We start from the raw sequence: 12,962 nt of genomic DNA, 5'->3' as shown, positions 1-12,962 counted from the left end.
CGGATTATTCAACCGTACGAAACAGTTCCCTGCAGGAAGGGATTCCGCCCGATTCCTCCATGGCGGAACAAGGGGTCTTGAGTAAATCGTCCATACAATGCCTTACTTTTGCGATCTGCTCGTCCGTCACTTTTTCATAATCGTCAGGAAGGATGCTCTGATCCTTCTGTCCTTCCATGCATTGTTCCAGCGAATAAAATTCGGACTTGGCGGCTTCCTTTTCCGAAGCGGGCAAAGACTCGAGATAAAGCGCGGAACATTCCAGATTTTTACGACACAATTCCAGAATATAAGAAGAGCTTAATTTTTTCACCTCTTCCCGGGAAAGAGACGGGCCTTTTCTACACTGAAAAAGGGGGCAAAAAAGGAGGAGAAGCAATGCCGGAAGTTTCGATTTCATCGACGGAGATACCGTATAAGACCCTGGGGATTTTAGGAAACAAGATTTTTCCTGGATTCCCGGATTCCGAACCCTTCAAAAAGGCGTCGAAACCGGCGGAGCAAAAACTCCGATTCCGCAAAAGGCGATTTTCCTATTTCATCTTGGTCAGGATGAGACGATTTCCCTTTCCGGATTGGTCGATGTAAAAATGATCCGTGAGCTTCCTCACAAGAAATAACCCCAATCCTTCCTCGCGGTAATCGCCCAAATCATAACCTCTCATTTCGGAGAGTTTTCTCTGAACTCCGAAATCCCGTATTCGGATCTCCATTCTGTTCTCGAAAAGAGAAATCTCCAAAAAAATCGGATATTCGTTCTTTCCAAGATAAGCGTGTTTGATGACGTTTAAAAGGCATTCCCCCACGGCTAACTTCAAATCCGCGGAATCGTAAAGTGTAAATCCCGACTCATGGGCCAGATTGTATACGAAATTCCTGGCCGCCGATACGTACCTCGGATGGGACGGAATTTGGATCCGAAACTGGTTGGAGTAATTCGCCTTTTTCGGATCCGTCATCGAAACCCTCGATGGTGTACGATCATTCTGAAGAGGATTATCCTCTAGGATGGAACTTCTTATGGACTTCCTTCAGGGTCTTGTTGGCCATGTGCGTGTATATCTGGGTGGTAGAGATATCGATATGGCCCAAAAGTTCCTGAACGGATTTAAGATCCGCGTGGTTCTCTAAAAGATGGGTCGCGAACGAATGGCGTAATGTGTGAGGAGTGACCTTCTTCTTGATTCCGGTCCTTTTGATATAATGATTCAAAAGTCTCCACACGGATTTACGGTTGATGAAGGATCCTTTTTTCGAAACGAAAAGATAATCGCAGTTCCGGTTCTTAAGGATATAGGGTCTACTTTGTTTGAGATAACGGTTCAGAATATCCAAGGATTTTTCGCCGAACGGTACCAGTCGTTGGCGTCCACCCTTCCCTTCCACAGTTAGGGTCATTCCCGCCATATCGATGTCCGTTAAGCGAAGATTGCAGGCTTCCGAAATCCGAAGACCGGAGGAATAAAGCAATTCGAATATGCACTTGTCCCTCAGTTCGTACAAATGGTCCTCACGAATCGCGCTGAAAAGCTCCTCTATCTCTTCCTGAGTGAGATAATCCGGTATGGACCGCATAACTTCCGGAGTTTCGATTTTCTCCGTCGGATTGGAATCCAGCTTCTTTTCGTCTTTCAGAAATTTATAAAATTGCCTTATGGCGACCACTTCTCGTGCGATGGTCTTCGCGGAAATCTTCCGATTTCTCTCTTCGTTCAGGAACCTCACTATATCGTTGGCCTGGACTTCCAGAAAATCGATATGTTCCTTTTCCAGGAAGTTCTTGAATTTGTTCAGGTCGTATCCGTACGAATAGATCGAATTGTCGCTTAGACCCTTCTCTACCGAGAGGTATTCCTGGAAATTTTGGAGTAAATTCTTATGAGAAGATGTCACTTTCTTAGTCCCGCTTCCACGTATTACAGTACTAAATCCTTCGGACAAATTCTCCCGCTAGATTGAAACTTTTTTAAGATTGCGGTATGGGAAGGCCCGTAAATTGTACAAATTCGACTGGAAAAATTCTCTTTTTTTAGCCGATTTTGCGATCAAAAATAGAAAAAAACTACGGAAATGAGACAGAAGTTCCGATATATTCCCGCCATACTTATGTCACTAATCGGCTTCCATTGTGATTCCTCGCAGGAATGGGTGAACATCGCCAGGCAGAAGCACTCTCAAGGGAACATCGCAGAAGCATTATATTATTATGATTTAGCTTTGAGAAAAAATCCGGACAATGCGACTGCGAACCGGAACATGGGTATTCTGCTCGCGGAAAGCGGACAAGCTCCCGGATCCTCCTCGCTCTATCTGGAAAAGGCGCTAACCAAGGATCCTCAAAATCCCGACATCCTGTTGTATCTCTTGGAAATCTATCTGAACGCCGGATCCAAGACGGAGGCCGACAGAGTCCTTACCGCCTTTTCCAAAGGATGGGATAAGGACAGGGAAAGCCTGGCCAAATTCCTGAGGGAATGTCTGCTGGAAGGCAAAAAAAATCCTACCGAAAGGAAACGGTTCCAAGAGAACCGAATCCCGGATGCGAATCCCGCTTCCAGACGCATGTTCCGGGCATGCGAAGACAGGATGTATTCGGATCCTTCCGCAAAATGATCCTTCGCAACTTCCGCACCTCGCTAAAATTCCTCCTGATCCTCTTCGCTCTAATCGGCGTTTCTGAGATTTTTCTGAGGCTTCCCCTCTTTCCTGCGATCTCTTTCCGCCTGGAAGACAAGAGGCTTCATTGTCTTTCGAAAGGAAGGATTCCTTGGATCCGGCTTTGTCCGAACTCGGACAAGAATTTGTATCTTCCCCAAAAAGAGCGCGGATACAGGATACGCACGAACGAATACGGAGAAAGAATCAGCTACGAACCGGGAAAGGAACCGAAGCTCCCGCAAAGGGAACTTTGGATTGTAGGGGATTCCGTTGCCATGGGATATCTCGTGCAGGACGAGGAGACGATTTCCTGGAGACTGGCGGAGCGAAAGCCCAACCTCCGCGTGAGAAATCTAGGCGTGGATTCGGTCGGAACATTAGGAATTCTAAATATATTACGGGAGAATACTTCCACATTCGGATTGCCTAAATCCTCTTATTGGATCTACCATATTTCCGATCTGGAGGATTCCTTTCGGGAAGAGAGGATGTTACATTCCGGGAAAAATCGCTTTTCCATCCGGCTTTCCTATTACCTATCCAAATACAGCGCCCTATTCGACGCGCTCAAGATTCTATCGGAAAACTTTAAACCGGAATTGGCCGAAAATCGGATCGAATCGGTTCCGGAATCCCTGTCGCCCATTCTGACGGCAAACCATCCGCATAGGACCGCACTTCTTTCCTTATTTTCCTTTTGCAAAGAAAACGGTTTTCCTCTCGTACTTGTGCTCGTTCCGGAGCCGAATCTGGAATATCTTCCCGTATTCCGCTCCCAGTTACTGGAAGAATTGAAATCGCTGGCCGGCCAAAACGGAATTCCCGTACTAGACCTTCGCGACGGCCTATCTTCCTTTTGGAAATCGACTTCTACCCCGCTCTTTTTACCGCGAGACGGACATCCGAATCCTACGATGCACGCTAGGATCGCGGAGGCCATAGAACAAGACGTATCGAAACGCTAAAATTGAAAGTATAGGAAGGGCTGGCTTACCGTAACGCTATAAAGTATGAAGCAGATGGAAACCAAGATTGCGGAAACGGAATATACCCACACGGGACGATTCGAAATTTTTTCCACGAAAGGAATCTTTCGATCCACGAGATAATCTCCTAACAGCAAAGCAAACACCGCAGCCAAAATCGAAAAGGGAACATGGATCACGGAAGACCCTCCGGAAATCGCGAAAGTTCGGGTAACCATGGTCCAGGCCACATCCAAACTTCCTTCGTAACCGGGAACCGCCCTCGCTCTGAAGAAAAACATGGAAAATGAGAAACATAGAAAGGTGTACGAGACCTTGAAGATTTGAGGAATCCTATCCCAAACGGCGACGATTCTAGGCCAGGAAAATAAAAACCTTTCCACCACCATGACGAGCGCATGAAACCCTCCCCAAATGATGAAATTCCAGTCCGCCCCGTGCCAGATTCCGCTGACGAAGGTAGTGAGGAATAGATTCAAGTACATCCGAGGTATAGCGACCTTATTTCCCCCCAATGGAATATAAACGTATTCCCGCAACCAGGAACTGAAAGAGATATGCCATCTTCTCCACAATTCGGAAACGGATTGGGATAAAAACGGCTCGCGGAAATTGATCGGGATATGATAGCCCATGATTCTTCCCGTTCCGATCGCAACGTCCGAATAACCGGAAAAATCGCAGTAGACTTCCAGGGAAAATAGAACCGCCGCCAAAACCAAGGACTCCCATCCGTAGACCGCAGGGTTGCCGTAAATCGGATCGATTATCGTCGCGATAGGATCCGCAACGAAGGTTTTTTTAAAAAGTCCCCAAGCGACCTGGCGGATTCCGGGAAGAAGATTGTCTTTTTGGAATCTGTATTCTTCCAAAAATTGGTGGAGCATGTCTTGCGCCCGAATGATCGGACCGGCAACCAATTGCGGAAAGAAACTTAAGAACAGGCCGAACTGGAATAGATTCTTTGCCCTTTCCACATGTCCGCGATAAACGTCCACGGCATACGCGATAGCTTGTAACGTAAAAAAGGAAATCCCCATCGGAAGCAGGACTCCGGACGGATGTGCATATAGGGAATCGCAGGGTTGCAATCCTAGAATCGTATTCCAAGCCGAGAAGGAAAAATCCAGGTATTTAAAGAAATACAAAAGTACTAGATTTCCCCAAACCGCTAGATTCAAAAAAAATAATTTTCCGAATTTGCCTTTCATCCTATCCATCCAAACCACGCAAAAATACGTGAACACGATGGAGTAGATGAGAAGCGCGACGAACGGTATCTTGAAGACCGCGTAAAAATACAGGCTGACCGCGAATAGCCACCACTTCTGAAATCTCGCCGGGAGTACGAAATAAACGAAAATAACGAGGGGAGCGAATATCAGGTATTGGACGGAATTAAAGAGCAAAGGGCCGCTCCTCTAGACGTTTTGCAAGCGAGTCCGCCAACCACTTGTTCCCGATTTTCGTGAAGTGGCCGTCCTCGGGAATATAATAATCCAAGATTCCGATTCTGCGCCCGCCCGGCTCGATTCTGCACATTCGTTTCGTATCGTTTTTTAACCGGAGTACGGGAACCCCTTTCCCTTCAAAATAGGCCGAGGCACGGAGAGCATAGTTTTCCAGTTTGTGGTATTTTCCGTTCGTATGACAAAAGATCTCTTCCACCTGGATCGGAACGATGACCGGTACAAGACGGAATCCCTTTTCTTTCGCAAGCCGGATCATTCCGTCGTAACTCCTTCGCGTCAGCTCGGGCAAAGGTTGCAGCTCGGATACGGAAGGAGGATGATCTTCGCACCGAATGTCTGTAGGAACCGGTTCGGGACAGACGGGCGAAAGCGTCGCAACCGGAGCCTTTGAGTATTCAATGGAACAATCCGGACGAGGAGGCGGACGATAAAAGGAATTTTTCAAATAGGATCCCACGGTTTCGTCTCGACCGGATGAGGAGGAAAATCCCGCCGATCGGATCTCCTTCTCTATGCTCAACTTCGTAACGGAAGCGGTAACGTTCAATTGTTCCCAGGCAAGTTTTAGAGCCTGCAAAGCGTAGGAGTGTTTGGTCAACTCGAACTGGATTCTGAAATTTCTTCTGTAATTCTGGTCCGTTTCGCGTATCGCGTCCGTTTGATCGTCCGGAAGGATTCCCTTCGCGGCTAAAGCCTCGGGCATGTCGAAATCGTTAGGAGAAATAAAAAATAGTACTTCCGAAACGGAATCTAGTCGGGAAACGATTTCCTTTAAACGAAGATGGGAACCCGATGATCCGTAGGCATCCACGCCTAAATTCAAGGTTTGGTATTCGATCCCTTTCAATCGGATTCCGTCCAAAAGGGAACAAAAAGTATCCTCGTCCGTGACTCCGAATCCCATGACCAAGCTGTCTCCAAGGCAGAGCAATTTCGGCTTTCCGGGTACTGGGTCTTTGGTTCCCCGGAGTCCTAGGGAATTCGTGGAGATCCTTCCTTCCCATTTTCCGGCAAAATGGCGTACGAACACGGACTGGTTCGGTTCCAAGTCCACGTAGTATTCCGGGTGATATTTGTGCAGTATTTTAAGGTCTCTATAATACTGAAGGGAGGGAGCTTTTAGAAACCGAAGTCCGATCTCCGTCCCGAGGAAGGCAATTCCCCCTAAAAAGAGGGCCCATCCCGCCTTTTTCGCAAAATTCATGAATACGGGAAAGCATCGAGGACAGGGCTAGACTGGCAAGCCATTTCGGTAGATGAGAACCTAAGCTCCAGGAATCCATCCGGAAAAAAAGATCTACTTTACAAGAAACCGGTCTAAACAGTACAGTTAATTTAGAATCATTCTAAACATATAGAGGTCTGTTCCTATGTCTCACAAAGTCGTCATCATCGGTTCCGGTCCGGCAGGCCACACTGCCGCAATTTATGCGGCTCGAGCCAATTTAAAGCCTGTCCTCTACGAAGGATTTATGGCAGGAGGAATCGCAGCCGGAGGACAGTTGACTACGACTACCGAAGTGGAGAACTTTCCCGGATTTCCGGAAGGGATAGACGGAACCCAATTAACACAACTGTTCCGCTCTCAATCGGAAAAGTACGGAACTACGATCCATACGCAAAACATCACTAAGGTGGATTTTTCTTCTCGTCCGTTCAAACTTTGGTCGGACGAGGAACTCATCCAGGCGGATGCAATCATTATCGCGACTGGCGCGACCGCCAAAAGGATGTTTATCCCGGGAGAAGATTCCTATTGGCAAAAAGGGATTTCCGCCTGCGCCGTTTGCGACGGAGCCCTCCCCATTTATAGAAATAAGGAATTGGCGGTAATCGGCGGAGGAGATTCCGCGGTGGAAGAAGCTTCTCACCTCACGAAATTCGCCTCGAAAGTGTATCTAGTGCATAGAAGGGATTCTCTTCGGGCGTCCAAGATCATGCAGAAACGCGCGACTACCCATCCTAAAATCGAAATATTATGGAATACGACTGTAGAAGGTGCCACCGGAAACGGTAACCAACTCACTTCCCTAAAAGTCAAGGATGTCGTTTCGGGAAACACGAGAGATCTGTCCGTAGGCGGACTCTTCTATGCCATCGGACACAAACCGAATACGGAAATTTTCCAAGGCCAATTGGATCTGGACGAAACAGGCTATATCAAAACCGTTCCCGGAACGACCAAAACCAGCGTGGAAGGAGTCTTTGCGGCGGGAGACGTACAGGACAAAACATATAGACAAGCGATTACCGCAGCGGGATCCGGTTGTATGGCGGCTCTCGAAGCGGAACGTTGGCTCGAAGCAAGAGAGGAATAATATCCTAGCCGCGAAACTCTTTCAGGGTCTTGCGACTAAAGTCCCTTTTTGGGAAGAGGTATCGTAGATGAATACCGTGGGCAAAGAAGGTTTTTTCTTTTCTTTCGCCCCGGTTTCCTCCTCTTTTCGAACAATCATCACGATGCGATCCTTGGGAGAATCCTGGAGGAATTTTTCCAGATAATACTTTTTGGGAAGGACCTGGATGAGATCCTCGGAAATCGGGTCGTAAACGAAAACTTTCTTGAGATCCTTTTGGTTGAGATACCCGTCCTTGTTCGTGTCGTCCGGCATTCCTACAACGATGAATTTTCTCCCCGTCTTTAATCCTGGAAAAACGTCCGGATTCGCTTCCGTAATTTCGGATGAACCCGACTTACTCTCCTGTTCCGTTCCGTAAAAATAGTCCCAGATATAGATGCTTTTCCCGAACACTTTGCGGATCTTTCCGTTTAACAGATCCACTACGACCAGATTTTGAGCGTGGTTGAGAGTTTTTCTAGGTCCGAAATTTTCCCTATCCCGGTTCAGATTCAGAGGATAGTACAAAAACCGATCCCAGGCCACAGAGGAGTGTTCCAGTAAATCGTCGTCGGGCTCCACATAAACGGTTTCGCTCTTTTTAGAGGAGGATTTGGAGATCTCTATCCCCCGGTCGTAGACGAACCAGCTCTTTAACAAAGCGTACGCCAGAATCACGACGATGATCCCGATGATTAAATATACTGATACGCGGAGCTTTTCCATAACCGGATGCAAAGGTGCCGGGCAACTAGCGTACCGGTCAATCCACTTTTATGGATCCGATTCCGCGTCCTATTTTCGTTCCAGTACACCGGATCTCTCCGGCACGTTTAACGCGGAGGAGATTTCACCTGTATCTTCCCGAAGTAGAGTCAAGGGATTGTAGGTGTCCGGGATCACTTTCCCATCCACAACGAAATTATAAAGGTATTCTCCCGGTTTCAGTTTTTTTACGATTCTGAAAATCCCGTTCCTCTCCCTCTCCATGAAATCCGCTTCGGGATCCCAGTGATTAAAATCCCCCACTAACGTCACTGCCTCCGCCTGGGGCTGATAAATCCTGAATTCAACCGTCCTGAACTCCTTTTCTTCCAGGGGGGAGTCTTCCAAAACTCTGGTACTGACTTGCTTGTTCGGGCCGCCGTGTCTGTAAGCGATCCTGGATACGAGGGAACCGCTTCCGTCCTCGAAGGTATCTGGGTTTCCCGGATCGTGGGTAAAGAGACCGTCCACTCGGAATTTGTACTCGTATGCGGGCTTAGGATCATATGCGGTATCTCCCACAAGATCCAGAATCCCGTAAAATACTCCCTTATCATTCTTGGTTAAAGGAACGCACTGCCAATGGTTGAATTCACCGCAAACGCTCACTTCGTCGTTCTGCAGGCCTTCGTACGTGAATAAAACTCCGCGGTTCAGCAATTTTCCCGTCCTAAGGGAGGTCGCCGTATCGACGTATCTGATAAAACGGGGAGGAACGGCTTTTTTTAGATTTTCCATCTGCCAGAAATAATAGATCTTTTCTTCTGCAAGGGCTTCTTCCCCTTCCTCGAAATCCACGGAGCGAAAGGAACCGATCCAGTCCTCCGCCTCGTCCGCCGCCAGGGCAAATGTAAGAATCAACGTGAGAAATAGAATTACCTTGGTTTTATTGGCTGGAATCATTCTGTTGGGATTGTCGAAACAATTCCGGGAAACCCTAAGCGGATTTCCGGAGCCCGCCGGATCGATCCGACATAAGGAAAAATTCTTTGATCTTTTTTTAGGAAGCCGATAGTATCCTTAAGGACTTTATGGCTGAGCCTTCATCTCCAGAATATTCACCCCAAGATTTGGAGCAGATCAATTCCATTCTGGATCCTCTGAACCGAAATCCGGACGCCTCGGACGACCTGAATCCGATGCAGCCCGTATTCCGGGACAAGATGGGTTTTTCCATGCCCATCTCGATCGGGGACGAACCGGAAAACGGTGAGGAAGGTTCTTCCGAGGAACCGTCCGATGAATTCGGAGAAGCAGAAGAGGAAGAAGAGAGCCCTCGTCCCTCTGCGGGAAGGCCGAAACCTCTTTCGTTTTCGGATGAAGACGACATCGATTTAGACGAACTATTAAACCAGCCGGCATCGGAGACTCCTCCCGCCGAAGAAGATCCGTTTGCGGACATGGATTCTTCCCCCTCCGAAACGAGCGACGAGGAAGGAGATTTCGATTTTCCTTCTCCGGAAACCGAACCGGAAGAAGCGCCCGATTTCGGCGAAACGCCCGCGGCCACGGACGATTTTGGAATGGGAGAAGGAGATCCATTTTCCGGTTTAGACTCCAATCAAGAATTGGATGCGCCTTTCGATTCCGCGCCTAGCGAGGATTTTCAATCCGCGGAATCCGATCCTTTCGGCGGAACGGACACCGGCCTCGAGGACTTCGAAGCGGTTCCATCCTCCCCCTCCCTTGAAGAAGAAGATCCGTTTGCGGGACTGGGGGAAGGAACGACTCCCGTTTCGGACTTCGGAGGAACGGACACGGAAGATCCGTTTGCCGACTTCGATGCCGGCGCTATGGAATCCGCTCCCGGAGACGAGTTCGGATTGGAAGAGGGAGATCCGTTTGCCGCGGCGCCGGTCTCCGAAAAGGAAACCGATTTCGGAGACCTAGGTTTCGATTCTTCTCCGGAACCTTCTTCCTTCGATAGTGAACCTCATCCGCAAGAATCGGATCCTTTTTCGGACTTTGCACCCGTTTCAGGCACAGGGAGCCAGGATCCTTTCTCCGACTTGTCGGGAGCGACTTCCTTACCCGAAGCGGATCCTTTTGCGGACTTTGCGTCCGAACCGGTATCCGAAATGGATTTGGGTGGAGGTCCCGAAGGTTCCGACTTTACCAGCTTTTCCCCCGATTTGGATGCGGAAGGGGAAAGCGATACGGAGGCCCCCTCCTTCGAGGACGACCTCCGATCTTTGGGAGGAGACGAAAGAGAGGAACTGGACAAGTCTCTTTCCGACGAAGAATTAGCGATCATACAGAAAGAGATCCTGCGTTATCCTCCTTTGCTCCGAAGGACGGTTATCGAATCCATCGTCCAGGACAAACTCTCTAAAAAATCCCAGAGAGATTTATTAGAACTCATCAAGGTGGAAAGCAACCCGGAAGACGTTGCGTCTTTCCTTTCCTCGGCGCTCGGAACTTCCGTCAGCGTGGTGGATAAAAGCGGCGCCTATTCCGCCGACGGTGTTCCTATTATTTCCTCCGATCCGATCTTTACGAAAGAAGGCTTGGTCGAAAGACGCAAACGGATCCGCAGAACCGTCTATACGTTAGCCGCTGCCTTATTGTTCGCGTTCGGAGCTTATTTTACCTATTTCGGGATCATCCGCCCCAAACAAGCCTCGCAACATTACGAAAGTGGATTGGAACAGATCCGCGAAATGGGTTCCAAAAAGATTTTGGGACAACTCGGCGAAGAGGACCGAAAAAGGTATCTGATTCAGATCGAAAACCATTTCGACAAGGGCGCGGAAATCCTGCCGAACAATCTGAAATATCTGAATCTGTACGGAATCGAATATAGCCGCGCCGGAGAGTACGAACTCGCCTACGAAAAACTCTTCGGCCGAATCGAACCGGACCTAGGATTCGGTCCTTCCACGAATTCCTGGAGCCGTCGTGAAAACGCTCCCCTCGTACGTTTGGCCTCGGGAGAGACTTGGAACGATAAGAAGTTGAAACGTCCTTTAGGAATCAACCAAGGAAAGGAAGGCATACGTTTTCTTTTGGATCAGGAAAAGACCCCTCGTAAAGTCATGACGGCGGGGGCTTTTCTTGTAATGCGTTTAAAGGAAAAGATCCACGACAACGATACGTACAGAAACCTAGGATGGTTCCATTCCCAAATCACTCCGGATTTTGCGGAGCCCGAAGGCAAACGGGGAAAATTCAAAAACGATTCTTTGGCGGTCGACTACTACCGACGGGTGTTCACGGATGGGGAAAGTCCTTACGACGAAAAAGCCACCGCGGGAATCGGTAAAATCTATTACAATCGTCGCGAATTCGGAAAAGCGGCTTCGTTTTACAATCGAATCGTAGAAGCTAATCCCAAAAGCGTAACGGGCCAATCCGGTTTGATTTCCACTTATATCGAAATGTGGAAGGAGAGCGGAGATCCTCAGTTCGTCCTGAACCACCACCGACTCCTGAGGGGAAATTTGGATATGGAGTCGGATTTACCGTTCTTTACGATGGCAAAACTCGCCTCGTTCTATACGTCCTTGGATCCCGAAGAATTAAGGATCAAATACAATATCAATCCCGTGGACCAAGTCTCCGGAATCGAAATCGAAGAGAGCGCGCTCAGACTCTTGGACACCATTTATCGCAAATCCGAAGAGGATGAGAGAACCAAGGTGGAAATCGAAGGCAAGGATTATGCCGAAGGTTATTACCAGCGTGGCCTTTATTATCTTGCGTTAAAGGAAAACGTTCAGGCAAGAAGGTTCTTCGAAAAAGCGGCTAGTCTGGACGGCAAACATTGGTTGGCGGTCCTGGAATTAGCGGAACATTCGATTCGAGTCGGGAATTTCGACGAGGCGCGGGCTCTGTTAAAAGAAGCGGAAGAGAGATACGACAGAAGCGCGAACTGGTTCGGCACGAGGGACGAAGACGAAACTCTTTACGAGGGAAATCCGAACAGAATCCATTTCGATCAGGGAAAGATCCGTTATCTTTCCTCAGCAGGTCTGTCCAACCGGGAATCCATTAAGGAGTTTCCCGGAAGAAAAATTTATCCTTTTCGTGCAAGAACGGAAGATGACGGAAAAAGCCTCTCCGTCCTGAAGGAAGAGGAAGAACGGAAGAACCGACGTAACGAATTAAGAGCTTCGCTTATCGAATTTTCCAGAGTGGATTCTGACGAGCCAAAATACGAATTGATCCGCAAGTGGAGAAGGGAACTCTCCCCTCACCTTTTAAGGGAAATGAAATTTTTCCGCGGTTGGGTCGAATACATGGATTCGGATTTCGATAAGGCCCTGGTCGATTGGACCGGATTCGAAGACAAGGATGAATATTACAATGCTACCCTAATGATGGGTAAAGGGAACGCGCTGCTGTACACTAAACAGACCAAGACCGCCTTAGGTTATTTCCTCAGAGTCAAAGAGGATATGGAGGAGAGAATTCCGGGAATGGGAACTCCGAAATCGGACGATCCTTACCACCAGGAAGTGTACCAAACGCTGACCGCCGCCTATAATAACATAGGCGCATGTTATGAAATTCTGGCCAGAAACGCAGGCTCCCAGCAGTCGGAATCCTACACTGCGGAAGCTCTGCAGAATTACTGGAAAGCTGTGGAAACGGCCAGAAAAATCGGAGATTCGAGCGAAATCGCTCTATCCAACAAGGATCTACTCTTCAAGCGGGAGGCTTTACACAGAAACCCTCTGTTGGAAGACTGGGTGGCTCCGACTTTGGAATCGATCCGGGACCTGGTTCGGAAATAACGGCCG

At 48.4% G+C, this 12,962-nt stretch carries 11 protein-coding genes; 4 read left to right on the top strand and 7 right to left on the bottom strand.

From position 1 onward, the window contains the following. Positions 1–4: 4 nt before the first annotated feature. The 3 genes from EHO61_RS13780 to xerD form a co-directional block, all read right to left on the bottom strand. Complete coding sequence (locus EHO61_RS13780) at positions 5–400, bottom strand: LA_2478/LA_2722/LA_4182 family protein (protein ID WP_135814124.1); 396 nt, start codon at positions 398–400, stop codon at positions 5–7. A 133-nt stretch (positions 401–533) separates the two neighbouring features. Further along, positions 534–959: an ATP-binding protein gene (locus tag EHO61_RS13775; protein ID WP_135814123.1), complete on the bottom strand. Its 426-nt coding sequence runs from the start codon at positions 957–959 to the stop codon at positions 534–536. Positions 960–996: 37 nt separating this feature from the next. Further along, positions 997–1,893, bottom strand: coding sequence for a site-specific tyrosine recombinase XerD (gene xerD / locus EHO61_RS13770; RefSeq protein WP_135769340.1), 897 nt, complete (start codon positions 1,891–1,893; stop codon positions 997–999). A gap of 213 nt (positions 1,894–2,106) precedes the next feature. Between xerD and EHO61_RS13765 the strand changes: the two genes are divergently transcribed. Both EHO61_RS13765 and EHO61_RS13760 read left to right on the top strand, forming a co-directional pair. After that, a complete protein-coding gene (locus tag EHO61_RS13765; RefSeq protein WP_246032137.1) occupies positions 2,107–2,613 on the top strand; it encodes a tetratricopeptide repeat protein in 507 nt (168 codons plus the stop codon). Then, positions 2,610–3,623 carry an LA_2486 family SGNH/GDSL-type esterase gene (locus EHO61_RS13760; protein ID WP_135814121.1) on the top strand — a complete coding sequence of 338 codons (1,014 nt, stop codon included), beginning with the start codon at positions 2,610–2,612 and terminating at the stop codon, positions 3,621–3,623. The genes EHO61_RS13765 and EHO61_RS13760 overlap by 4 nt, the downstream gene beginning before the upstream one ends. Here the strand turns inward: EHO61_RS13760 and EHO61_RS13755 are convergent. Together EHO61_RS13755 and EHO61_RS13750 are read right to left on the bottom strand one after the other, a co-directional pair. After that, positions 3,620–5,053 carry an MBOAT family O-acyltransferase gene (locus EHO61_RS13755; RefSeq protein WP_135814120.1) on the bottom strand — a complete coding sequence of 478 codons (1,434 nt, stop codon included), beginning with the start codon at positions 5,051–5,053 and terminating at the stop codon, positions 3,620–3,622. The genes EHO61_RS13760 and EHO61_RS13755 overlap by 4 nt on opposite strands. Then, positions 5,043–6,320 (bottom strand): LA_2490 family SGNH/GDSL-type esterase, encoded by a 1,278-nt coding sequence (locus tag EHO61_RS13750; RefSeq protein WP_135814119.1) that lies wholly within the window; start codon positions 6,318–6,320, stop codon positions 5,043–5,045. The genes EHO61_RS13755 and EHO61_RS13750 overlap by 11 nt, the downstream gene beginning before the upstream one ends. 166 nt (positions 6,321–6,486) lie before the next feature. Between EHO61_RS13750 and trxB the strand changes: the two genes are divergently transcribed. After that, the gene (trxB, locus tag EHO61_RS13745; RefSeq protein WP_135814118.1) at positions 6,487–7,434 is read left to right on the top strand and encodes a thioredoxin-disulfide reductase; all 948 of its coding nucleotides are present in this window, start codon (positions 6,487–6,489) and stop codon (positions 7,432–7,434) included. 21 nt (positions 7,435–7,455) lie between these two features. Here the strand turns inward: trxB and EHO61_RS13740 are convergent, their stop codons facing one another. After that, positions 7,456–8,181: a hypothetical protein gene (locus EHO61_RS13740; protein WP_135814117.1), complete on the bottom strand. Its 726-nt coding sequence runs from the start codon at positions 8,179–8,181 to the stop codon at positions 7,456–7,458. Between the two features lie 69 nt (positions 8,182–8,250). Next, on the bottom strand, positions 8,251–9,123 hold the full coding sequence (locus tag EHO61_RS13735; protein ID WP_135769347.1) for an early set domain-containing protein: 873 nt from the start codon (positions 9,121–9,123) through the stop codon (positions 8,251–8,253). A gap of 128 nt (positions 9,124–9,251) precedes the next feature. Here EHO61_RS13735 and EHO61_RS13730 point away from each other — a divergent pair, with 128 nt between their 5' ends. Beyond that, positions 9,252–12,956 (top strand): tetratricopeptide repeat protein, encoded by a 3,705-nt coding sequence (locus EHO61_RS13730; RefSeq protein ID WP_135814116.1) that lies wholly within the window; start codon positions 9,252–9,254, stop codon positions 12,954–12,956. Positions 12,957–12,962 lie beyond the last annotated feature (6 nt).

Origin of the sequence: Leptospira fluminis, assembly GCF_004771275.1 — a bacterium.
GTDB lineage: Bacteria > Spirochaetota > Leptospiria > Leptospirales > Leptospiraceae > Leptospira_B > Leptospira_B fluminis.
The sequence above is the reverse complement of the archived record's forward strand: the minus strand, read 5'-3'. Positions and strand labels throughout refer to the sequence as shown.